20 protein-coding genes and 1 riboswitch are annotated in these 22872 nt (G+C 70.5%); of the genes, 6 read left to right on the top strand and 14 right to left on the bottom strand.

What is annotated here, in order from left to right; all coding sequences use genetic code 11:
• The first annotated feature begins 285 nt into the window (after window positions 1-285).
• On the top strand, window positions 286-2082 hold the full coding sequence (locus ACZ6KY_RS00705) for an AMP-dependent synthetase/ligase (protein ID WP_469308124.1): 1797 nt from the start codon (window positions 286-288) through the stop codon (window positions 2080-2082).
• 236 nt (window positions 2083-2318) lie between these two features.
• On the opposite strand, the gene ACZ6KY_RS00700 is transcribed toward ACZ6KY_RS00705, so the two are convergent.
• The gene (locus tag ACZ6KY_RS00700; protein ID WP_469308485.1) at window positions 2319-3461 is read right to left on the bottom strand and encodes a glycosyltransferase family 4 protein; all 1143 of its coding nucleotides are present in this window, start codon (window positions 3459-3461) and stop codon (window positions 2319-2321) included.
• A 143-nt stretch (window positions 3462-3604) separates the two neighbouring features.
• Between ACZ6KY_RS00700 and ACZ6KY_RS00695 the strand changes: the two genes are divergently transcribed.
• A complete protein-coding gene (locus ACZ6KY_RS00695) occupies window positions 3605-4846 on the top strand; it encodes a glycosyltransferase 87 family protein (protein WP_469308123.1) in 1242 nt (413 codons plus the stop codon).
• Here ACZ6KY_RS00695 and ACZ6KY_RS00690 read toward each other — a convergent pair.
• A complete protein-coding gene (locus ACZ6KY_RS00690) occupies window positions 4807-6126 on the bottom strand; it encodes an MATE family efflux transporter (protein ID WP_469308122.1) in 1320 nt (439 codons plus the stop codon). The genes ACZ6KY_RS00695 and ACZ6KY_RS00690 overlap by 40 nt on opposite strands.
• 195 nt (window positions 6127-6321) lie before the next feature.
• Here ACZ6KY_RS00690 and ACZ6KY_RS00685 point away from each other — a divergent pair, with 195 nt between their 5' ends.
• Entirely contained in the window at window positions 6322-6846 is a 525-nt protein-coding gene (locus ACZ6KY_RS00685; protein ID WP_469308121.1) for a PadR family transcriptional regulator, read from the top strand.
• A gap of 13 nt (window positions 6847-6859) precedes the next feature.
• On the opposite strand, the gene ACZ6KY_RS00680 is transcribed toward ACZ6KY_RS00685, so the two are convergent.
• The 5 genes from ACZ6KY_RS00680 to ACZ6KY_RS00660 form a co-directional block, all read right to left on the bottom strand.
• Window positions 6860-8056 (bottom strand): hypothetical protein, encoded by a 1197-nt coding sequence (locus tag ACZ6KY_RS00680; RefSeq protein WP_469308120.1) that lies wholly within the window; start codon window positions 8054-8056, stop codon window positions 6860-6862.
• A 55-nt stretch (window positions 8057-8111) separates the two neighbouring features.
• Window positions 8112-9134, bottom strand: a complete 1023-nt coding sequence (locus tag ACZ6KY_RS00675) for a C40 family peptidase (RefSeq protein WP_469308119.1) — start codon at window positions 9132-9134, stop codon at window positions 8112-8114.
• 238 nt (window positions 9135-9372) lie between these two features.
• On the bottom strand, window positions 9373-10407 hold the full coding sequence (locus tag ACZ6KY_RS00670) for a C40 family peptidase (RefSeq protein WP_469308484.1): 1035 nt from the start codon (window positions 10405-10407) through the stop codon (window positions 9373-9375).
• A gap of 364 nt (window positions 10408-10771) precedes the next feature.
• Window positions 10772-12121: an NYN domain-containing protein gene (locus ACZ6KY_RS00665; protein WP_469308118.1), complete on the bottom strand. Its 1350-nt coding sequence runs from the start codon at window positions 12119-12121 to the stop codon at window positions 10772-10774.
• A gap of 35 nt (window positions 12122-12156) precedes the next feature.
• Window positions 12157-12396: a hypothetical protein gene (locus ACZ6KY_RS00660; RefSeq protein ID WP_261706939.1), complete on the bottom strand. Its 240-nt coding sequence runs from the start codon at window positions 12394-12396 to the stop codon at window positions 12157-12159.
• A 153-nt stretch (window positions 12397-12549) separates the two neighbouring features.
• On the opposite strand from ACZ6KY_RS00660, the gene ACZ6KY_RS00655 reads away from it, so the two are divergent.
• Together ACZ6KY_RS00655 and ACZ6KY_RS00650 are read left to right on the top strand one after the other, a co-directional pair.
• Window positions 12550-13305, top strand: coding sequence for a rhomboid family intramembrane serine protease (locus tag ACZ6KY_RS00655; RefSeq protein ID WP_469308117.1), 756 nt, complete (start codon window positions 12550-12552; stop codon window positions 13303-13305).
• Between the two features lie 42 nt (window positions 13306-13347).
• The gene (locus tag ACZ6KY_RS00650; RefSeq protein WP_326788250.1) at window positions 13348-13629 is read left to right on the top strand and encodes an Lrp/AsnC family transcriptional regulator; all 282 of its coding nucleotides are present in this window, start codon (window positions 13348-13350) and stop codon (window positions 13627-13629) included.
• A gap of 39 nt (window positions 13630-13668) precedes the next feature.
• Here the strand turns inward: ACZ6KY_RS00650 and ACZ6KY_RS00645 are convergent, their stop codons facing one another.
• From ACZ6KY_RS00645 to ctaE, 6 genes are all read right to left on the bottom strand, one after another.
• The gene (locus tag ACZ6KY_RS00645) at window positions 13669-15045 is read right to left on the bottom strand and encodes an aminotransferase class V-fold PLP-dependent enzyme (protein ID WP_469308116.1); all 1377 of its coding nucleotides are present in this window, start codon (window positions 15043-15045) and stop codon (window positions 13669-13671) included.
• A gap of 187 nt (window positions 15046-15232) precedes the next feature.
• Window positions 15233-15349, bottom strand: a riboswitch (SAM riboswitch).
• A gap of 94 nt (window positions 15350-15443) precedes the next feature.
• Entirely contained in the window at window positions 15444-16508 is a 1065-nt protein-coding gene (gene trpD / locus ACZ6KY_RS00640; protein WP_469308115.1) for an anthranilate phosphoribosyltransferase, read from the bottom strand.
• 177 nt (window positions 16509-16685) lie between these two features.
• Window positions 16686-18326, bottom strand: a complete 1641-nt coding sequence (gene qcrB / locus ACZ6KY_RS00635) for a cytochrome bc1 complex cytochrome b subunit (RefSeq protein ID WP_469308114.1) — start codon at window positions 18324-18326, stop codon at window positions 16686-16688.
• Window positions 18323-19399 (bottom strand): cytochrome bc1 complex Rieske iron-sulfur subunit, encoded by a 1077-nt coding sequence (gene qcrA, locus ACZ6KY_RS00630; protein WP_469308113.1) that lies wholly within the window; start codon window positions 19397-19399, stop codon window positions 18323-18325. The genes qcrB and qcrA overlap by 4 nt, the downstream gene beginning before the upstream one ends.
• Window positions 19396-20205 (bottom strand): cytochrome bc1 complex diheme cytochrome c subunit, encoded by an 810-nt coding sequence (gene qcrC, locus ACZ6KY_RS00625; RefSeq protein ID WP_469308112.1) that lies wholly within the window; start codon window positions 20203-20205, stop codon window positions 19396-19398. The genes qcrA and qcrC overlap by 4 nt, the downstream gene beginning before the upstream one ends.
• Window positions 20206-20268: 63 nt before the next feature.
• Window positions 20269-20889, bottom strand: a complete 621-nt coding sequence (ctaE, locus tag ACZ6KY_RS00620) for an aa3-type cytochrome oxidase subunit III (RefSeq protein WP_469308111.1) — start codon at window positions 20887-20889, stop codon at window positions 20269-20271.
• 202 nt (window positions 20890-21091) lie between these two features.
• On the opposite strand from ctaE, the gene ACZ6KY_RS00615 reads away from it, so the two are divergent.
• Window positions 21092-21493, top strand: a complete 402-nt coding sequence (locus ACZ6KY_RS00615; RefSeq protein WP_469308110.1) for a response regulator — start codon at window positions 21092-21094, stop codon at window positions 21491-21493.
• A 29-nt stretch (window positions 21494-21522) separates the two neighbouring features.
• Here ACZ6KY_RS00615 and ACZ6KY_RS00610 read toward each other — a convergent pair whose 3' ends face one another.
• The gene (locus ACZ6KY_RS00610; protein WP_469308109.1) at window positions 21523-22794 is read right to left on the bottom strand and encodes a L,D-transpeptidase; all 1272 of its coding nucleotides are present in this window, start codon (window positions 22792-22794) and stop codon (window positions 21523-21525) included.
• Between the last annotated feature and the right edge of the window lie 78 nt (window positions 22795-22872).

The following is a 22872-nucleotide window of genomic DNA, read 5'->3' as shown; positions in this document are numbered from 1 at the left end:
GTAGGCCCGTGCGGCAAACGTGAACAGAGGCGGCCGGACCTGCGATTACTGGCTAGCCGGGAAGGGCGTGGACTACTGTGCGCGAAGGAACGCCAACACGTGTGACGCATAGAACATCTCGCCGGGACCCCCTGTCGAAGAAGGCATACCGGCGGGTAACGTCCGGGCAGTCCAGTCGTACTCAGGATTTCAACAAGCGATCTCTTGGGTACCTGCCCGAGCCTTGGACCGCACCGGCGCGTCACACAGAGTCGTGGCGTCGGCGCCCTATGAGGAGCAGCAGTCTTGCGCGAGTTCAGCCTTCCGGCTTTGTACGAGGTCCCTGCGGACGGAAATCTCACCGACATCGTCCGTAGAAACGCCGCGCAGCATCCCGACGTTGCCGTGATCGCCCGCAAGGTGGGCGGTTCTTGGACGGACGTCAGCGCCACCACCTTCCTCGCCGAGGTGCGGGCCGCGGCCAAGGGCCTGATCGCCTCGGGCGTGCGGCCCGGCGAGCGGGTCGCCCTGATGTCCCGTACCCGCTACGAGTGGACGCTGCTCGACTTCGCGATCTGGAGCGCCGGCGCCGTCACCGTGCCGGTGTACGAGACCAGCTCCGCCGAACAGGTGCAGTGGATCCTCGGTGACTCGGGCGCGACCGCCTGCATCGTGGAGCTGCCGACGCACGCGGCCTCCGTCGAGTCGGTGCGCGACGGGCTGCCGGCGCTGAAGAACGTCTGGCAGATCGAGGCCGGCGGCGTCGAGGAGCTGGGACGCCTCGGCAAGGACGTCAGCGACGCCATCGTCGAGGAGCGCGGCTCGCTCGCCAAGGCGGACGACCCGGCGACCATCGTCTACACCTCCGGGACCACCGGCCGGCCCAAGGGCTGTGTCCTCACCCACCGCGCCTTCTTCGCGGAGTGCGGGAACATCGTGGAGCGGCTGCGCCCGCTGTTCCGCACGGGCGAGTGTTCCGTCCTGCTCTTCCTCCCGCTCGCGCACGTCTTCGGACGGCTCGTGCAGGTCGCGCCGATGATGGCGCCGATCAAGCTGGGCTGCGTCCCGGACATCAAGAACCTCACCGACGAACTGGCCGCGTTCCGGCCGACGCTGATCCTCGGTGTGCCGCGCGTCTTCGAGAAGGTCTACAACTCGGCGCGCGCCAAGGCCCAGGCCGACGGCAAGGGCAAGATCTTCGACAAGGCGGCGGACACGGCGATCGCGTACAGCCGCGCGCTGGACACCCCCTCGGGCCCGTCGCTCGGTCTGAAGATCAAGTACAAGACGTTCGACAAGCTCGTCTACAGCAAGCTGCGCGCGGTCCTCGGCGGGCGCGGCGAGTACGCGATCTCGGGCGGCGCCCCGCTCGGTGAGCGGCTCGGCCACTTCTTCCGCGGCATCGGCTTCACGGTCCTGGAGGGCTACGGCCTCACCGAGTCCTGCGCGGCCACGGCCTTCAACCCGTGGGACCGTACGAAGATCGGCACGGTCGGCCAGCCGCTGCCCGGCTCCGTGATCCGCATCGCCGACGACGGCGAGGTGCTGCTGCACGGCGAGCACCTGTTCAAGGAGTACTGGAACAACGAGGCCGCGACCGCCGAGGCGCTCGCCGACGGCTGGTTCCACACCGGTGACATCGGCACCCTCGACGAGGACGGCTACCTCCGCATCACCGGCCGCAAGAAGGAGATCATCGTCACCGCGGGCGGCAAGAACGTCGCCCCGGCCGTGATCGAGGACCGTATCCGCGCGCACGCGCTGGTCGCGGAGTGCATGGTGGTCGGCGACGGGCGCCCGTTCGTCGGCGCGCTGGTCACGGTCGACGAGGAGTTCCTGGCCCGCTGGGCCGAGGAGCACGGGAAGCCGGCCGGCTCGACCGCGGCGTCGCTGCGCGAGGACGCGGACCTGATCGCCGCGATCCAGGACGCGATCGACGACGGCAACGCGGCGGTGTCCAAGGCGGAGTCGGTGCGCAAGTTCCGCATCCTCGCCCACCAGTTCACCGAGGAGTCGGGGCACCTCACGCCGTCTCTGAAGCTGAAGCGCAACGTGGTCGCGAAGGACTACGCGAACGAGATCGAGGCGATCTATCGGGGCTGACGCCCGAGCGACCGGGTTCCGCCCCGGCCGGGAACAACGGCTCGGCCCCCTTCACCGGAGGGGGCCGAGCCGTTCTCCGTCCCGGCCTAGGTGTTTCCGGGGACCGCCGTAGCCGGTACAGGTCGTTTCCGGGCGGATGGTACGTCGTGGTTGCTCGCGCAGTTCCTCGCGCCCCTGAGCGCCCTGGCGGGCGCCCGCGGGCCGCAAGTGGCAGCCCCGTAGGCGCACCGGTGACGCTAGAGCAGCTCCCGCAGCCGCTCCGCCAAGAGGTCCCAGCGCCATTTCTCCTCGACCCAGGCGCGTCCCCGTTCGCCCATCCGGCGGCGTAGTTCGGGGTCGCCGAGCAGGGTGACGATGCGGTCGGCGGCCTCCTCCGCGGAGCCGCCGCGTACGACCCAGCCCGTCTCGCCGTCGAGCACGGCGTCGGGCGCGCCGCCCGAGTCGCCGGCGACCACCGGAAGGCCCGTCGCCGACGCCTCCAGGTACACGATGCCGAGCCCCTCGACGTCCAGCCCGCCCCTGCGGGTCCGGCACGGCATCGCGAAGACGTCCCCGGCTCCGTAGTGCGCGGGCAGCTCCGACCAGGGCACCGCTCCGGTGAAGCGGACCGAGCCGGCGACACCGGTGTCGTGCGCGAGCTTGCGCAGCTCCTTCTCGTACGGGCCGCCGCCCACGATCAGCAGCACCGCGTCCGGCTCCTTGGCCAGGATCCGCGGCATCGCGAGCACGAGGGTGTCCTGGCCCTTGCGCGGCACCAGGCGGGAGACGCAGACGACGACCGGCCGGTCGGTGAGGCCGAGCCGGGCCCGGACCTCCGCGCCGCCCGAGCCGGGGTGGAACGTCCGCTCGTCGACGCCGGGCGGCAGCTGGACCATGCGCGCGGCCGCCTCGGGGCTGAGCGCGGAGGCGATCCGCGAGCGCGTGTACTCCCCGAGGTAGGTGATCGTGTCGGTGGACTCGCCGATCCGGCGCAGCAGCGTGCGCGCGGCGGGCAGCTGGGCCCAGCCGGCCTCGTGGCCGTGCGTGGTCGCGACGAGGCGTCGCGCGCCCGCCTTGCGCAGGGCCGGAGCCATCAGGCCGAGCGGGGCCGCCGCCCCGAACCACACCGACGTACAGCCGTGTTCGCGCAGCAGGCCGACTGCCCGCCGGGTGGCGCCGGGCGTCGGCAGTAGCATGGTCGTGCGGTCCCGTACGACGGTGAAGGGCTGTTCCGCGTCGAACGCGGCGGTCGCCTCGGCACCCTCGCTGCCGCGCTTCCACGTCGAGGTGTGGACGACGAGCTGCCCGGGGTCCAGGCGCAGGGCCATGTTGTGCAGAAAGGCCTGGATGCCGCCGGGGCGGGGCGGGAAATCGTTCGTCACGATCAGGGTCTTGTGCATCGTGTTCGACACTATCGAATCTATACTCACAGCTCCGCACGGCCGCGCTTGACGGCTCGCGCACAGACCGGCGTATCACCCTCGGTCCGCGAAAAGCACGGCGGCGACGCACACGGTTTCCGGACGAAGAGGGCCAGGTGGGCATGACGGGGGCACGCGGTACGAGGTTCCCGTTCGGCGTGGCCGTACTGCTGGGAGTCTGGGGCCTGACCAGGCTGATGCTGCTGCTCTTCGTGGCCAAGGTGTACGTCTTCCCCGGCCCGGACGTCACGAGCGACGTCGCCGTGATCTACCACGGCTGGTACGACGTCCTGCGGCACGGCACCTTCCCGCTGAACGACGTCACCTGGCAGTACCCGCCGGCCGCCTCGCTCGCGATCCTCTCCCCCGGCCTGCTGCCGTTCCTCGACTACCCGCACGCCTTCTTCGTGCTGGCCTTCGTCGCCGACCTGGTGACGTTCGGGCTGCTCCTCTACGCGGGCTCGCGCTCCGGCAAGACGCTGCGCGGCGCCTGGGTGTGGATGATCGGGGTTCCGCTGCTCGGACCGACGGTGTACGCCCGCTACGACGTGATGGTGACGGCCGTCGTGGTCGCCGCACTGCTCGCCGGAGCCCGCCATCCCCGGATGATGGGGGTGCTCACCGGCATCGGCGCGATGGTGAAGGTGTGGCCGGTGCTGCTGCTGCTCGGCGCCGTGCGCCGCCGGGCCTGGGTCTCGGCCGCGGCGACGGTGGCCGGGATCGCGGGACTGTTCTGGGTGACGATGCCGGGCGCGTTCGCCTTCCTGACCTTCCAGCGCGACCGCGGCACCGAGGTGGAGTCGCTCGGCTCCCTCGTCTTCCATGTGGCCCGGCACCACGGCTGGAACGGGCGGGTGCTGCTCAACTACGGCTCGGTGGAGTTCGTCGGCCCCTACGTCGACCTGGTGAGCACGGCGGCCCTGTTCCTGACGGCGCTCGCCTTCGGCTGGCTGCTGCTGTGGCGGCTGTGCGCCAAGCGGTTCCTGCCGCACACGCTCGCCGACGCCGCGTTCGTCGCCGTCCTGATGTTCACCGCGACCAGCCGGGTCATCAGCCCGCAGTACCTGGTGTGGCTGGTCGGGCTCGCCGCGGTGTGTCTGTGCTTCCGGGCGAGCCGGATGATGTGGCCCGCCTGCCTGGTGCTGATCGCGTGCTTCGTGACGGTGCTGGAGTTCCCGATCTGGTTCGCGGACGTCGTGGACAGCACGTGGCTCGGCGTCACTCTGCTCGTCGTCCGCAACGGCCTGCTGGTGATCGCCGCGCTGCTGGCGGCCCGGGTGCTGTGGCGGAGCACGGTCTCCGAGCCGACGCCGGCGCTGCCCGCTCAGGCGGCCCGCACCAAGGAGACGCTGGCGTCCTCCTGACGCCCGCTCCGCCCGGCCCACAGCCACAGGGCGGCGCACTGCACCGCCATGGACAGCGCGAGGGCCAGGCAGATGCCCGGCAGCCCCGGTCCGGACAGGGCGTGGGCGAGCGGGAGCTGGACCGCCGTTCCGGTCAGCGTCACCCGGAGCAGTACCGGCGCTCCCCCGCTGCCCTCGAAGACCCCGCCGAGGGCGATGAAGCAGGCCATCAGCAGCAGGTAGGGGCCCACGCAGCGCAGGAACAGCGTGCCGTCGTGGGCGACCGCGGGACCGGCGCCGAAGGCCCGCATGATCCAGGGAGCCAGGGCGCCCAGGAGCCCGGCGGCGAGGAGGCCGACGGTCCCCGAGACGAGGACGGCCTGCCGTCCGATGGCGCCCCGCTCGTCGCGGCCCGCGCCCCTGGTGTGCGCGGTGTGGATCGAGGCGGCCTGCCGGACGGCGTAGAACGCCATGGTGGCGACGTACATGACCTTGTACGCGATGACGTACGCCGCCACCGCCGTCGTCCCGAGCCGGGCCACGATCGCGACCAGCGTCAGGGCGCCGCCCTGACGCACCGTGAAGTCGGCGGACATGGGCAGCCCGGTGGTGAGGGTGCGGCGCAGCGCGGCGCCGGTGGTCCCGGCGGGCGGCGCGGTGGCCGCCTCGGACAGCAGGGGGTTCCGGCGCAGGGCGCGCAGGCCCACGACGAGGGCCACCGAACGGCACAGCACGGTCGAGACGGCGGCGCCCGGGACGCCGTACAGGTGGATGAGGAGCGGATCGAGGCCGAGGATCAGTCCGTTGGCCAGCAGGGCGAGGCGCATCGGGGTGCGGGTGTCGCCCGCGCCCTTGAGGATGCCGTCGACGAGGTTCTGCGCGAAGAAGACGGCGATGCCGGGCAGGGAGACGGCGAAGTACTGGACGGCGAGGGCCGGCGCGCGTCCGTCGCCGCCGAGGACCAGCCGGGCCAGCGGCTCGCGCAGCAGGTAGCCGCCGAGGGCGATCACCGGTGTGACGGCGGCGCACAGCGCCCAGCCTCCGCGTACGGCCGACCGGACCGCGCCCGGGTCGCGGGCACCCCGGGCGTGCGCGACCAGGACGGTGGTGCCGGAGGCGAAGACCAGGGCGACGCCGAGCAGCACGTTCTCGGTGTTCGTCGCGACGGCGACGGCGGCCACGGCGGCACCGCCGAGCCGCGAGACCCACACGGTGTTGATGATTCCCGCGGCGACGGAGGCGAGCAGCGAGAGGTAGACGGGATGGGCGAGCGCTATGAGCTGCTTGCGATGGGCGTTCACGAAGCCTCCCTCGATACGAGCTACATCGATTCGAGGTAGCTCGACAAGAGGTACCATGAGCATCTGAACCCCGCAAGGATCAGGACGCGTACGAAGGTGCGGGGCGCCCGTGAGCGACTCCGGAAGCGGGAGGGCGATTCGGCGGAACGGCAGGCGCGTCGTATCGTGACGGCCCACGAGCGAGGAGCCGACCGGATGCTGGAGCTGTCGATCCTGGGCTTTCTGTACGAGGAGCCCCTGCACGGCTATGAGCTGAAGGAGCGCATCAAGGCCCTCAGCGGCCATGTCCGCCCGGTCAGCGACGGTGCCCTCTACCCGGCGATCACCCGCCTGGTCGCCGCGGGCATGCTCGACCAGCACACCGAGCCCGGCAGTGGCGCGGCCCCGCGGCGCGTCCTCTCGCTCACCGACCAGGGCCGTGCGGGCCTCCTGGAGCGGCTGCGCCACCCCCAGCGGGCCGAGATCACCGACCAGGTCCGCTTCAACACCCTGCTGGCGTTCCTGCGCCACCTCGGCGAGCCCCGCGAGCAGGCCGCGGTGCTGCGCCGCCGCCTGGAGTTCCTGGAGACCCCGGCGAGCTTCTTCTACCGGGACGGCCGGCCCCTGCGCGCGGAGGAGGCCGACGACCTGTTCCGGCAGGGCATGCTGCGGGTGGCGCGGGCTACCGGTGAGGCGGAACGGACCTGGCTCGCGGAGGCCATCCAGCGGCTGGAGGAGTGAACAGCCCCGTACGTCAGCCGAGTTGGTCCTTGAGGTACTGCCGCCACAGCTGGGTGAACCCCTCCGGTGTCGTGTGCAGCACGTCCCGCAGCGCGCCCTCGACCGCCCCCGCCCGCTGCCGGTGGTCGCCCACCGCCCGGTAGAAGTCGTTCAGCCGGACCTCGCCCCAGTGGTCGGCGATCAGCCGGCAGGCCATCCAGCCGCCCTCGTAGGCCCGCGCCAGCCGGCCCGCGTCCGAGGTGAACCCGAAGTCCCCGTCGTCGGGCAGCGCGGCCGGAACCCGCCCCTCGGCCACGGCGCGCTCCAGTTCCGGCGCGACCTGCCCGGGTGCCCGCCCGCTGCCCCGGTAGCCGGCCCAGTCCGCGTACCCCTCGGAGAGCCACAGCGGGGTGGCGGCCGTGGTGTGGGCGCGGGTGGCGACGTGCGTGGTCTCGTGGGTGAGCACGACCTGTTTGCCGAAGTCGCCGAGGACGCCGTACGCGTCCGGGTTGACGATGATCCGGTCCGCGGGCGCCCTCGCCGGCCCTCCGGCCTCACCGGTGGTCACCGCCGCGATCCCCCGGTACCCGGACGCCGGAGACCCGAGCAGCCCGGCCATCCCCTCCAGCGACTTCGGTACGAGGACGACGACGTGCCGCGTCCAGTCCGTGCCCCATGCCTGCGACACGGCGGGCACGGCGTGGTCCGCGAGATCCGCGAAGGACCGCAGCCGCGCGCCGGACTGCCCGACCCCCAGGACGAGGCTGTGCTCACCCCGTACGGCCGTCACGGCCCCCTGGTCCCAGAGCTGGGCGCCGCCCTTGCCCGCGGGTTCGTCGGAGGTGACGCGCCAGGTTCCACCGGCGCGGGTCAGCCGCAGGGTGCGGTCCGCCTTGACCGGCGCGGTGTCGTAGCCCTCGACGCGGTAGCGCAGTTCGGCGTCGGCGGTGGCCCGGTCGCCGGAGCGGCGCAGACCGGTCAGCCGGTAGGACCAGCCCGCCAGCGGCACCTCGCGCAGGTTCGCGAAGCCGGTTCCGGCGCCGGCCGACGCCCCGGTGGCCCGGAAGGCCGCCGCGTCCCGGTCCAGGACCGCGGTCGCCCGCCGGTCGAGGACCCGCTGCACGTCGGCCGCCGCGGTGTCCGACGGCGCCCGGCCGCCGCAGCCGACGAGCACGGCGAGCAGCAGCACCAGGGAGAGTCCCGCTCGCGACGCACACCTTCGACCAGCCATCCTCCCGATCGTACGGTGCCCGCGGCCGGACGCCGGACGCCGGTCGCGAGACCCGTCAGACCCGGGTGACGGACGAGATCGGCATCATCCCGACCGGGTCGTAGCGCACCGGGGCGCCCGGATAGGGCGCGTGGATCACCTGGCCGTTGCCCACGTACATCGCGACATGGCTGGCGTCGGACCGGTAGGTGACCAGGTCACCGGGCTGCGCCTGGGAGAGCGGGATCTGCCGTCCGGCGTACCGCTGGGCCTGCGAGGTGCGCGGCAGACCGACCCCGGCGTGCGCGTACGACCACTGCATGAGGCCCGAACAGTCGAAGCCGCCGGGCCCGTTGGCGCCCCACACGTAGGGGCGGCCGAGCGCCGAACGGGCCGCGGCGACGGCGACGGCCGCGCGCGCCGAGGACGCGACAGCGCCGCCGAGGCCGGGCAGGTCGGCGCGCGTCGAGCGTGACGCCCGGTCGTAGGCGGCGCGTTCGGCGTACGGCAGCGAGTTCAGCAGCTGTCGCGCCTTGGTCAGTTTGCCCTCGATGACCCGCTTGTTCCGGGCGACGGCCGTGCGGCTGCGCTCCAGTTCGGCGAGTTTCCCGTCGGCCTCCTCGCGTTCCTGGGCGAGGTCGCGCAGGGCGAACTGGAGGTCCTTGAGTTCGCCGGCCTGGCGGGTGGTGATCCGGTCGAGCTCGGAGGCCTTGTCGAGGTAGTCGTCCGGGCTGTCGGAGAAGAGCAGCGCGAGGGAGGGGTCGAGGCCGCCGGAACGGTACTGCGCCCCGGCCAGCGAACCCAGCGCGTCCCGCATGGTGTTGACGCGCTCCTGCTGCCGTGCGATCTCGTCCTGTGCCGTCCCGATCTGCTCGCGCAGCGCGGCACCGCGCTCGTCGGCCTTGTCGTACGCCTGGGTGGCCTGCTCCGCCTGGGTGTAGAGGCGGTCCACCTCGGCCCGGGTGTCGTCCTGCGGCGCCGCGGAGGCGGGCAGGGCGCCGAGTGCGGCGGCCGCCGCGGACATCACGCAGGCTGTGACGCCGAAGGCGCCGGCGCCCCGGTCGAGGCCGGTCGGTGCAAGGCGGCGATGGAACCCCACGGGTGGCCGCACTCCCTTCCGCTGACGGTCCCCCGCCGTCGGGGGATCGCGCAGACAGTAGCCGTGCGACCGCACACCGGCCAAAGACCTCCGTGGGCACACACAGTGACGCCCCGCCGGAGACGCAGGTCACCGACGGGGCGTGGGGTCAGCGGGAGTTGTCACAATTCGCCCGTTTGGGCGGAGTGACAGGAGGCCCCCGCGGGCGGCGGAGGTCAGCTCCGGCCGCCCGTCCGGATCAGATCCGGACGCCGAACTGGAAGGGCATGTCGGCGATCGACTCGTAACGGACGACCGCGCCGGTGTGCGGGGCGTGCAGCACCTGGCCGTTGCCCGCGTAGAGACCGACGTGGTGCTGGTCGCCGTAGAAGATGACCAGGTCACCGACCTGCAGATCGCTCTGCGAGTAGATGCGGGTGCCCGCGTTGGCCTGGGCCTCCGAGGTGCGCGGTATGGAGACGCCGGCCTGGGCGTAGGCCCAGGAGGTGAGGCCCGAGCAGTCGAAGGAGCTGGGGCCGGAGGCACCGTAGACGTACGGCGAGTTGATCACGCTCTGGGCCGCGGCGAACGCGGCGCCGGCGCGGCCCGAGGCGGCCTTGGTGTTGCCGAGGTCCACGCGCTCGCTGGCGCGGGTCGCCCGCTCCTGGTCCTGGGAGGCCAGCGCCGCCTTCTCCTGCGCCGTCAGCGAGTTCAGAAGCTTCTGGGCGCTGCCCAGCTTGCTCTGGACTTCCTTCTTCTTGTTGGCGAGCTCGGTCCGCGTGTCGGCGAGGTCCTTGAGCTTCGCGGACGCCTCGGCGCGCTGCTGCGCGAGCGAACGCTGCTTCTCCTGGACCTTCTTGAGCGACCCGACCTGCTGGGCGCTCAACTGGTCCATGGCCGAGGCCTTGTCCAGGAAGTCGTCCGGGTTCGAGGAGAGGAAGAGCGCCACGGAGGGGTCGATGCCGCCGGTGCGGTACTGGGCGCTGGCCATCGAACCGAGGCCGTCGCGCAGGTCGTTGAGCTCCTGCTGGCCGCGGGCGACGTTGTCCTGGAGCGTGCTGATCTGCTTCTGCAGCTCCTGCTGCTTCTCCTTGGCGCCGTCGAGCTTCTCAGTGGCCTGCTCGGCCTCCTGGTAGAGCTTGTCGACCTTGGTCTTGACCTCGTCCTTGTTGGGCTTCTCGGACGGCGCGGCATTGGCGGCGTTGGCGCTGAGGACAACGGCGGCAGCGGCGGCGGTGGTGAGCACGGTCACACGGGTGCGGCTCGGCTGCTTGGGTCGACGGTGGGACGCCACGAAGGCGAGCTCCTTCTTCCTCCAGCCGCCTGCCGAGAACGCCGACGGGCGGTGCCCCTCCACCGTCACTCCCCATGAGTGATCACCCTAGTTGGAGGTTCGAGACCTGACCTTAGTGACCTTCTTGTGATCAGTTCAAATCCAAACCTGAAAATTCTTTGTCACCCAGCGCATTCTTTGCCATCAACTCACCTGCAGTGATGTCCGCTTGACACTACGTCGCGTGAAGGTCCGACGAATTCGGGCATCGGGCCCAGAGGTTACGCATGGGACGTAGGTGGCTCATGCGACTTAGGCCCCGGATCGCCGTTCGCGCGAACCGCGAGGCCGGGATCGGGAGAAACGGGGCGAAAGGGAAGACTGCTCAGCCGCGCGAGAAGCGCTTGAGGAGCACCACGGACGCCACCGGCCGGGCGCCCGCCTTGGCGATGCCGTCGGCCACCTCACGGTCGGTCGAGACGACGATGACCGGCCGGCCGGGCGGCTCGGCCCGCACCAGCTGACGGATCAGCTCGTCCGCCGTGACACCGGGCTTGGAGAACAGCACCCGCACCCCGCGCGGCGGCGCGAGCAGCACCGGCGCGAGCAGTTCGGCCCCGTCGAAGACACAGGTGACCTCGGCGCCGGTCTGCGCGGCCAGCTGCGAGAGCTGCCCGAGCAGCCTCAGCCGCTGCTTCTCCAGCGGCATCTGGGGATAGCCGGTCTTGGTGACGTTGTAGCCGTCGACGACCAGATGCGCCTGGGGCAGCGCGAGCAACTGGTCCAGGATCGCGGGGTCGTTCTCGGAGAGCGCGCGGGCGGCGATGTCCTTGGGCGTCATCTGCCCCGGCTCGACCGCCTCGACGGTCTCCGCGGGCCGGACGGAGACGGGGGGCAGCGCGAGTTCCCGGCGCAGGCCCTGGGCCGCGTCCAGCACGGTGTCGAGCAGCAGCCGCACACGCATGTCCTCGACGCTGCGCCCCTCGCGGGCCGCCTTGCGGGTGGCCTCCAGGGCCGCCTCCGCCTCCGCGAGACGCGCCTTGAGCCGCCGGCTCTCGCTCTCCGCGGCGGACACCTGGGCCTGGCCCTCCGCCTTCGCCGTGTCCGTCTCGGCCTGGAGCTTGCGCAGGGCCGCCTCGCCGCGCTTGATGTCACTGAGGGCGCTGCGCAGCTTGCGGTGAAGCGATTCCGCTTCCTTCCTGGCCGACTCCATTTCCGTGCGCAGCCGTTCGGTCTCGGCGCGCGTCTGCCCGCGGGCCTCCGCGAGTTCCGTGCGCAGCCGCTCCAGCTCGGCGCGGCTCTCCTCGTCGGCGCGCTCGGCGTCCGCCCGCAGGGCCTCCTCGCCCGCGGCGGTCACCAGCTTCACCCAGCCCGCGGGACGCAGCACATAGGCCGCGGCCGCCACGTCCAGCGGGTCCGCGGCCGGGGGCGGCGCGCCGGAGTCGAGGGCTCCGACGAGCTCCGGCTGGGACTCTCTGAGCTTCTCGGCGATGCGCTGTCTGAACAGCGGGTCCGTCTCCAGCGCCGCGGCCATGGCGTTGCCGGCGAACCTGGCCCGCCGGCTCGGTGTGAACCGGGCGTACTGCCGCAGCTGGGCGGGCAGTTCGGCCATCGTCAGCCCGCCGAAGCCGTCCGAGACGATCTGCACGACGCGTCGGCGCACGCCGTCGGGCAGCGGACGGTCGAGCACCTCGGCGGTGCCGTCGTCCGGCTCCCCGCCTGTGGTCTCCACCATCCGTTCACCCCAATATCCGTGCGGGGCCCGCTCCCTCAGGAGCCGGCGCCCGGCCTGTCCACGAGTTCGACCTGATCCACCGCGTTGCACCAGCGGCACCGCACCGACTCGATGGTCTCACTGACCACCTCTCGCTCCTCGACCTTCGGCTCACCGGCCAGGTCGAGGTGTACGTACTCGACGACCTTCGAGGAGCGGGTGACGTCGAAACGCGTGAGGTTGCCGCAGAGGGCGCAGCGCCAGCGGGTCTTGGCGTCGGGCAGGGGAACTGTCATAGGGCGGTCGCTTTCCTTCTAGTGTCCGTCCGGCGCCGGTCTCCCGGTGCATGTGGCTCGTAACCCTACGGCCTGGCGGGTACTCGACGCTCGGCTGTCCCCGGCGGCGAGGCGGTCTGTGCGCATCGGTGCGGTTACGTCATGCTCTGCACCATGATCGGCAATTGGAGCACGGCGGTCGGCAGGGCGCTGCGGGGTCGGCCGGCGCCGGTGACGTACGGGCTGATCGTCCTGTGCTGTCTGATCTTCGTGATCGGTCCCGCCTCGGGGCTCGATCCCGCGTACGGCACCGGGGACGAACTGCTGGTCGCCCAGCGGGCGTACTTCCGCCGCTGGGGCGTGGTGCCGGCCGAGCTGTTCGGCGGGGCCCCGCGCGAGGCGCTCACCCCCGCGACCGCCCTGTTCATCCACGGCAGCTGGCTCCACCTCCTGGGCAACATGCTCTTCTTCTACGTCTTCGGGCTGATGACCGAGGAGCGCATGGGCCATCTGGAGTTCGCCCTCTTCTACCTGGGCTGCGGATATCTGGCCCTGCTCGGCTACGCCGCCGCCAACGCCGGCTCGCAGCAGTCCCTGGTCGGGGCCTCCGGAGCGATCTCGGCGGTGCTGGGCGCGTTCCTGTACCTGTTCCCCAAGGCCCGGGTGACCAGTCTCTTCCCGTTCCTGTTCTTCCTGCCGCTGCGGTTCCCGGCCTGGGTGGTGCTGCCGTTCTGGTTCACCCTGCAGTGGCTGGCGGCGGGCCGCAGCGCCTCGGGCCCCGGGGTCGCCTATCTGGCCCACCTCGTGGGCTTCTCCCTGGGCTTCGTCTACGCGTGGGCGCGGTTCCGTCACCGTACGGCCGTCGCGCCCGCTCCGGGGCTGCTCCCGGGGCCCCCGGCCGAACGGCCGGGTCAGGTGGACCGCGAGTAGGGTGAGATCCCCAGCAGCGGCCCCCTAGGGAGAGAACCAGCCGTGATCACCGCGATCGTCCTCATCAAGACCAGCGTGGACCGGATCCCCGAGATCGCCGAGTCGATCGCGTCGCTGGAGAGCGTCAGCGAGGTCTTCTCCGTCACCGGCACCTACGACCTGATCGCGATGGTCCGGGTCAAGGCCCACGACGACCTCGCGGACGTCATCCCCGGCAAGATCAGCAAGATCCCGGGCGTCGAGGCGACGGACACGCACGTGGCGTTCCGTACGTACTCCCAGCACGACCTGGAGGCGGCGTTCGCGATCGGCCTCGACTCCTGACCGACGGAACACCGCCTCCGGGCGGAACGGCTTCGGGCGTCAGACCGCCGGGACGCAGCGGCCGCCCTCGGTGCGGTACTGCCAGCGGGCGCCGTCCCTGACCAGCTCGCGCACCGCGCGGACGAACCGCTCCACGTGCTCGTCGGGGGTACCGGCCCCGAAGCTGACGCGGATGGCGTTGAGGGACTTCTCCCCGGGGGCCGCCTCGGGGGCGCCGCACTCCCCCTGGGTCCCGGGGTCGCTGCCGAGCAGCGTGCGGACCAGCGGGTGGGCGCAGAAGAGGCCGTCGCGGACGCCGATGCCGTACTCGGCGGAGAGCGCGGCCGCGAAGTGCGAGCTGTTCCAGCCCTCGACGACGAAGGAGATGACGCCGACCCGCGGGGCGTCGTCACCGAAGAGGGACAGGACCCGGACCTCGGGGACCTCGGCGAGGCCCGCGCGGACGGTACGGATCAGGTGCTGCTCACGGGCGACGAGCTTGTCGAAGCCCTCGTCGGTGAGCGCCTTGCAGGCCGACGCGATCGAGTAGGCGCCGATGACGTTCGGCGAGCCGGCCTCGTGCCGGGCGGCGCTGTCGTGCCACTCCACGTCCACGCCGCCGTCCGTACGCCGGGTGACCTTGCGGCTGGCGCCGCCGCCCGCGAGGTAGGGCTCGGCGGCGAGCAGCCAGTCGGAGCGGCCCGCGAGGACACCGGAGCCGAAGGGCGCGTACAGCTTGTGCCCGGAGAAGGCGACCCAGTCGACGTCGAGGTCCTGGACCGACACCGGGTGGTGCGGGGCGAGCTGCGCGGCGTCGAGGACGATGCGGGCGCCGTGGGCGTGCGCGGCTGCGGCCAGTTCACGCACCGGCCACAGCTCCCCGGTGACGTTCGAGGCGCCGGTGACGCAGACCAGGGCCGGCCCGTAGCCCCCTTCAATGGACACAGTGCGGGCGGCGAGGGCGCGCTCCAGGGTGTCGACGGCCTCGCCCGGGGTGCGCGGTGCGTTCAGGTAGGTCACCCGGGCGTCGCGCCAGGGCAGCAGCGAGGCGTGGTGCTCGGTCTCGAAGACGAAGACCTGGCAGTCGGCCGGGAGCGCGGCGGCGAGCAGGTTGAGCGAGTCGGTGGTGGAGCGGGTGAAGACCACCTGGTCGTCGGCGCGGCAGTCGAGGAACTCCTCGACGGTCCTGCGGGCGTTCTCGAAGAGGTCGGTGGACAGCTGCGAGAGGTAGCCGGCGCCCCGGTGGACGCTGCCGTAGTACGGGGCGTACGCGGCCACGTCGTCCCACACCCGCTGGAGGGCGGGCGCGCTGGCGGCGTAGTCGAGGGCCGCGTAGGTGACCTCGCCGCCGGTGACGAGCGGGACGGTGACATCCCGGCCCAGAACGGCCAGAGGGGCACAAACAGACTGGTCGGCGGCAACGGTGGAGACAGACATGGCGAGCTCCTGTGAGAGGCAGGCGGGATCACCGCGCGAGCCGGCCGCCGGGAGGCAGCGCTCAGCGCGGGAAAGGTGAAAAGGGTGTGCGGGGGCGGGGCTCTACGCCCTATCGCATTCGCTTGCTCACAGAAGGCTCCCTCGAACGACCAGGACCCCTGGTTGCGTCCGCCCGGAGGGCGGGAGGGGTCCGCGCTTGCCGTAGGCCTCGCTGCCTACGACCTGGTCTTCACCCGGGGCACCCCGCCACGGACGGAGGGTTGCCGGACAGCCGGCCGGGGCCTGATGGCTGTCACTCATGACCTGGTACAGCATCTTGCCAGAGGATCTTCCCAGCGCAAGACGCGGTCCGGATCGTGGACCGCGCCTTGCTCCGTTTCCTCCGTGTCACCGGTGGATCAGGCGTTGCTGGCGGCCACCCAGCGGTCCAGGGTGCGCCTGGCGGCGCCGGAGTCGATCGCCTCGGCCGCCTTCTCCATTCCGGCGCGGAGCTGGTCCGCGAGCGGCGCGCCGGTCGGCGACAGGGCCACCAGGGCCGCCGCCGAGTTCAGCAGGACCGCGTCCCGTACGGGCCCCCGCTCGCCGTCCAGCACACGCCGGGCGACCTCCGCGTTGTACGAGGCGTCGGCGCCGCGCAGGGCCTCCACCGGGACGATGTCGAGCCCGACGTCACGCGGGTCGAAGCACTCCTCGGTGACCACGCCGTCGCGGACCACCCAGACGTGGGAGCCCGCGGTGGTGGTCAGTTCGTCGAGTCCGTCGTCGCCGCGGAAGACCAGCGAGGAGTTGCCGCGCTCGGCGAACACGCCCGCCACGATCGGCGCCATACGGGGGTCGGCGACCCCGACCGCCTGGGCCTTCACCCGCGCCGGGTTCGTCAGCGGGCCGAGCACGTTGAAGGTCGTCCGGATGCCCAACTGGCCGCGCGCCGCCGCCACATGACGCAGCGCCGGGTGGAACTTCACCGCGAAGCAGAAGGTGATCCCGGCTTCCTCGGCGACCTCGGCGACCCGCTTCACCGTGAGCTGGAGATTGACGCCGAGCTTCTCCAGGACGTCCGACGAGCCGGACGCCGAGGACGCGGCCCGGTTGCCGTGCTTGACGACCTTGGCGCCGGTGCCGGCCACCACGATCGAGGACATCGTGGAGATGTTGACGGTCTTCGCGCCGTCGCCGCCCGTTCCGACGATGTCGACGGTGTGTCCGGGCACCTCGATCACATTGGCGTGCTCGTACATCGCCCGGACGAGTCCGGTGATCTCCTGGACGGTCTCGCCCTTGGCCCGCAGGGCCACCACGAACCCGGCGATCTGCGCGTCGGTCGCCTCGCCGCGCATGATGCGGTCCATCGCCCAGGCCGTGTCGTCCGCGCTCTGGTCGCGGCCCTCGAGCAGGCCGTTCAGTACCGCCGGCCAGGAACGGCCCGCCGCGGTGTCGCCTCCAGCGGGGTTCACAGCGCTCATGGTCGCTCCTGGGTTCGTAGGTCACGCGGTGGTCGGTGACGCGGTCGTAGGTGACGCGGGGTGGATCACCCCGCACCACGGGGTGAGTCCACCCTATCCAGCCCGGGAGACGGCAAAGAGCCCCGTCCGTTGCGTGGACGGGGCTCCTGCCATGGCGAACAGCCGGGGATCAGGGGATCAGTGGTGGCCGTGGCCGCTCGTGATCTCCTTGTACTCCTCGACGGTGGGCTTGGGGATCTGGTTGTCCTCCCCGTAGAAGCCCTGGCTCATCTTGGCGCGCAGCTTCTTCGCGCCCGAGACCTTGCGCTCGACACCGTTCTCGTCGACCGTCGGGCCGATCTCGGCCGGCTTGTACTGGTCGTGCGCGGTGAGCGTGTGCAGCGCGTCCTGGCTGAGCGGCTCGTGGACCTCGATGAACTCACCGTGCGGCAGGCGCTTGATGATGCCCGACTCGCGGCCGTGCAGCACCTTGTCCCGGTCCCGGCGCTGGAGGCCGAGGCAGACCCGCTTGGTGGCGATGAAGGTGAGCACCGGCACGACGAAGAAGGCGATCCGCACGAACCAGGTGATCGAGTTGATCGCCAGGTGGAAGTGCGTGGCCCAGATGTCGTTGCCGCCGCCGACGAGCAGCACGAAGTACCAGCTGATCCAGGCGGCACCGAACGCGGTCCGGGTCGGGACGTTGCGCGGGCGGTCCAGGATGTGGTGCTCGCGCTTGTCGCCGGTGACCCAGGACTCGATGAACGGGTAGACCGCGATCGCGACCAGGACCAGCGGGAAGATCACCAGCGGGATGAACACGCCCAGGACGAGCGTGTGGCCCCAGAGGTTGATCTCCCAGCCCGGCATGACACGGATGAGGCCTTCGGAGAAGCCCATGTACCAGTCGGGCTGGGCGCCCGTGGACACCATGTCCGGACGGTACGGACCCATCGCCCAGATCGGGTTGATCGAGGCGATCGCCGCGATGGCCGCGATGACACCGAAGACCAGGAAGAAGAAGCCTCCGGCCTTGGCCATGTAGACCGGCAGCAGCGGCATGCCGACGACGTTGTTGTTCGTCTTGCCGGGACCCGCGAACTGCGTGTGCTTGTGGTAGAAGACCAGGATCAGGTGGCCCACCACGAGGCCGAGCATGATCCCCGGCAGCAGCAGCACGTGCACCGAGTAGAAGCGGGCCACGAAGTCGCCGCCCGGGAACTGGCCGCCGAACAGGAAGAACGACAGGTACGTGCCCACGATCGGCACGGACAGGACCGCGCCTTCCATGAAGCGGACACCGGTGCCGGAGAGCAGGTCGTCCGGGAGCGAGTAACCGGTGAAGCCGGTGAACATGCCGAGGACGAACAGCAGGAATCCGAAGACCCAGTTGACCTCACGGGGCTTGCGGAACGCACCCGTGAAGAACACGCGCATCATGTGCACGAACATGCCGGCGAGGAAGATCAGCGCCGCCCAGTGGTGGATCTGCCGGATCAGCAGACCACCGCGCACATCGAAGGAGATGTGCATGGTCGAGTTGAACGCCTCGGACATCAGCTGGCCCTGCAGCGGGATGTAACTGCCGTGGTACTCCACCTCGTTCATCGACGGGTGGAAGAACAGGGTCAGGTACACACCCGTGAGGATGATGATGATGAAGCTGTAGAGGCAGATCTCACCCAGCATGAACGACCAGTGGTCGGGGAAGATCTTGCGCATGTTGGACTTGGCCAGGGAGTAGATCCCCAGACGGCCGTCGGCCCAGTCGGCGACCCGCTCACCGGCGGGCGCCTTCTCGCGCGAGGAGCGCGAGTCGGAGGTGGTGGTAGTGCTCATCCGCGCTCCCAGAATGCAGGACCGACGGGCTCCTCGAAGTCGCTGAGCGCCTCGAGGTAACCCTCAGCGTTCACACCGATGCGCAGCTGCGGCAGGGCGTGACCGGCCGGGCCGAAGATGACTCGGGCGCCGTCGGAGAGGTCGAAGGTGGACTGGTGGCACGGGCAGAGCGCGTGGTGCGTCTGCTGCTCGTACAGGGAGATCGGGCAGCCGACGTGGGTGCAGATCTTCGAGTAGGCCACGATGCCCTGGTAGGACCACTCGAGTTCCTGCTTGTCCTTGATGTTCTCCGGCTGGAGCCGGATGATCATCAGGGCCGCCTTGGCGATCTCCGTCTGGAAGTCCTCGTCGTGCACCTCCAGGCCCTCGGGCTTGGCGAAGGTGAGCGAACCGACGGCCACGTCCGAGGGACGCAGCGGCTCGTTCGTGTTCATGTTGACGAGGAGCTTGCCCTTGGACCACAGCGTGTGGCGCAGCTTCGTGCCGGGCAGCGGGCCGAGGTCGCGCAGCAGCATGACGCCGGAGAGCGGGAACAGGGCCAGCGCGCCGAACATCGTGTTGCGGATCAGCTTGCGGCGGCCGAGCACCGATTCCTTGGCGCCCTGCTTGAAGTCGGCCAGGACCTTGGCCTTGACCTCGGGCTCCGCCTCGATCGGGTGACGCTCGTCGGCGATCTCCACGTCGGACATCAGGGTGCGGGCCCAGTGGACCGCGCCCGCGCCGATGGCGAAGAGCGCCACACCGAGCGACATGCCCAGCGCGAAGTTCAGCGCGCTGATGTGCCCGAGCGGGAAGACGAAGATCGACTTGTCGTTCGGGATCGCCACGTACGAGGTGATGAAGCCGACGGTGGCCACCATCGACAGCACGAACAGCATCGCGACAAGACGCTCGGACCGCTTGGCGGCCCGCTCGTCGATGTCCTGGATGCGGTGCTCGTGGGGCGGCAGCCCCGGATCCGCGAACGGGTTCTGCTCGTCCGCGACGGCTACCGCGCCATGACCGTGCTCGGCGTGGTCGTCGGAGGCCCGCTCAGCGGGCACGTTCTCTTCTGGAATGTCTTGGCTACTCATGACTTCTTGGCCTTTGCGGTCCGAGCGGCGACCCAGACGGCGACGGCGACCAGGGTTCCGAGACCGAAGACCCAGCCGAACAGGCCCTCGCTGACCGGCCCGAGGCCGCCCAGCTCAAGACCGCCCGGGCTCTCGGTGTCGTCACCGTTGACCGCGTCGAGGTACGCGATGATGTCCTGCTTGTTCTTCTCCGTCAGCGTGGTGTCGGGGAAGGACGGCATGTTCTGCGGGCCCGTCTGCATGGCCTCGTAGATGTGCTTCGGGTCGACACCCTCCAGGCTCGGCGCGAACTTGCCGTGCGTCAGCGCGCCGCCCTTGCCGGTGAAGTTGTGGCACTGGGCGCAGTTGGTACGGAAGAGTTCACCGCCGTTGGCGATGTCCGCGCCCTCGGGGCTGACCTGGCTCTTGGTCGGAATCGTGGGGCCGGCGCCGAGCGAGGCGATGTAGGCCGCGAGCTGGTCGATCTCGGCCTGCGAGTAGATGACCTTCTTGCGCGGGATCTGAGCGCCCGGCTGCTGGGCCGGCATACGGCCGGTGCCGACCTGGAAGTCGACTGCCGCGGCGCCCACGCCGACCAGGCTGGGACCGTCGGAGCTGCCCTGACCGCCGGTTCCGTGGCAGCTTGCGCAGCCCACGGAGTACAGCTTCTTGCCTTCGGTGATACCGAGGGACTGGGCGGTTTCATCGGCCTGCGCCTTGCCCGCGGGTGCGAACGCGGCGTACAGCCCCCCGGTGGCCGCCAGCGCGAGGAGTAGGACGACGACCGCCGCCAGCGGATGGCGTCGTCGTGCGGAGAGCTTTTTCACGGATTACCCCGGTGTCAGGATCTTCTGCGTCGGTGCTTCTGGATGTTTCGGGCGTGGGCCCGATTACTTGATCAGGTAGATCGTGGCGAAAAGGCCGATCCAGACGACATCGACGAAGTGCCAGTAGTAGGACACGACGATGGCGGCGGTTGCCTGCTCGTGAGTGAACCTCCGAGCCGCGTAGGTGCGACCGAGGACCAGCAGGAAGGCGATGAGGCCGCCCGTCACATGCAGTCCGTGGAAGCCGGTGGTCAGGTAGAACACCGAGCCGTACGGGTCGGAGGAGAGCGAGAGCCCGTCCTTCGTGACCAGTTCGGTGTACTCGAAGACCTGACCGCCGATGAAGGTCGCGCCCATGATGAAGGTGACGATGAACCACATCCGGAGCTTCTTCACGTCCCCGCGCTCGGCGGCGAACACGCCGAGCTGACAGGTCAGGGAGGAGAGCACCAGGATCGTGGTGTTCGTCGCCGAGAACGGAAGGTTCAGGCTGGACGCCATTTCCTTCCAGTGAGCCGGCCCGGTCACCGATCGCAGGGTGAAGTACATCGCGAAGAGGGCCGCGAAGAACATCAGCTCGGAACTCAACCAGATGATGGTTCCGACGCTGGTGAGGTTCGGCCGATTGACCGACGGGTGCGCGTGCCCGGTTTCTACTGTCGTTGCTGTCGCCACGACCGACATTATGTCGGTCGCTTATCCCGCCCTCACCCCGGGGGGTGCCGTTCGGGGTGTTGACGGGGTGTGTCCAGCCCGTATGGCCCATCGAAGCCCTGTCCGAACCGGTGTTGACGAGGTGTTCAAGGGAGTAGCATCCGCGCATCGGGCCGGGGACGATCGGCCCGATCGCTTGATGTCCGTACGACGCTGACGTCTCGGAGGAAGAATGCAGCCGACCGCCACGGTGCTGGTCTACAGCGACGACTCCAACACCCGCGCACAGGTGCGGCTCGCCACCGGGCGCAGGCCCGCCCCGGACGTTCCCCTCGTCGAGTTCGTCGAGTGCGCGACGCCGGCCGCCGTCATCAAGGAGCTCGACAAGGGCGGCATCGACGTCTGCGTGCTGGACGGCGAGGCGGTTCCGCTGGGCGGCATGGGGGTGTGCCGGCAGATCAAGGACGAAATCTTCAACTGTCCGCCCGCGCTGGTCCTCATCGGGCGCCCGCAGGACGCCTGGCTGGCCACCTGGAGCCGCGCGGACGCCGCGGTGACCCTGCCGGTCGACCCGGTGGAGTTCGCCGCCTCACTGGCCTCCCTGCTGCGTCGCAGGAACCTTCAGAGCGTCTGAGGAACCCGCGCCCCGCGAGGGGCGCGGCCTCACACGCTCTCGGGACGCAGCCTCGCGCGCTGGGCCGGGCTCGGGGCGTCCGGGGATCCGCCCGCCAGGGCGCTGCCCGCGCGCCAGTTCTTCCAGCCGAGGTTCCAGTCGCCGAACCCGTTGCCGAACGCGTCCATCGTCTTGCCGTCGGAGTTGACGACCTTGACGATGTCGCCCTCGTTGAACGTGTTGAAGAACCACTCGGCGTTCTCGGTGCTCATACCGGTGCAGCCGTGGCTGACGTTGGCGTACCCCTGGGAGCCGGTCGACCAGGGCGCAGCGTGCACGTACTCGCCGCTCCAGGTGACCCGGGTCGCGTAGCGAACCTCCAGGTCGTAGGAGTCCGAACTGCCCTCGGCGATACCGATGCTGGTACCGCGCATCCGTACGAGGGACTCCTTTCCGAGCACGACCTTGACGCCGTTGCGCGTGTCGAAGCCGGGCTTCCCGGTGGTGACGGGAATCTCCTTGATGTCCTGGCCGTTGCGGTAGACCGTCATGGAGTGCGTGGCGGCGTCGGTCATGGCGATCAGGCGGTCGCCCGTGGTGATCTTCACAGGCTTGGCGTCGCCGCCCCACAGACGCTCGCCGATCCTGACGCCGGCGAGGTTGCTGTGTGCCGTGATGGTGGCGTGGACGGGCCAGTAGTCCTTGGGGCGGTAGTGCAGCGTCTTGTCGTCCACCCAGTACCAGGCGCCGTCCACCGCGGGGGTGGAGTCGACCCTGAGGGCGCGTTCGACGACGGTGCGGGCCGCCTTGTCCTTGACGGGGGCGCTGAGTTCGGCGGTTATGGGCTGGCCGACGCCGTACTTGCCGGTCTTGGGCCCGAACTCGACGTTCAGCAGCTTCTTGGTCTTGGGCGTACTGGTGTCGAAGCCGATGACCTTGCGGCCGGGGGCGCCGTCCTCGTCCTCCGTGCTCACGCGGACCGTGTAGTGGGCGCCCGCGGCGAGGGGCGAGGTGCTGTGCCAGCGGCTGCCGTCGGCGGCCAGTTCGCCCGCGACATAGCGTCCTGACGCGTCCGTGGCGGTCACGTCGGTGATGCGCCCGGCGTCACTCTCCGAGGTGATTTCCAGCGGCTTGTCGGGGTCGGCCTTGGCCGACTTCCTGCTGTCTCCGGAGAGGCCCTTGAACGAGATCTGTCCCGCCGCGTCGTACGGCTTCGCCGAGAGCGGGTGGCCGTCGGAGCCGCAGGCGGTGGCGCCCGCTCCGAGGGCGACCACCAGCGCGGTGCAGCTGACGACCGTGCGGATTCGCGGTGAGTGGTTCATGAGCCCACGTTATGAACGCTCGTCAAGCACGGCGCGCCGAGTGGGCCGAGTGAGGGACAGAAGTCGCGGCAAACGAGG

The organism is Streptomyces sp. NPDC042002 (assembly GCF_055588305.1).
This window is presented reverse-complemented; position numbering and strand designations above follow the sequence as displayed.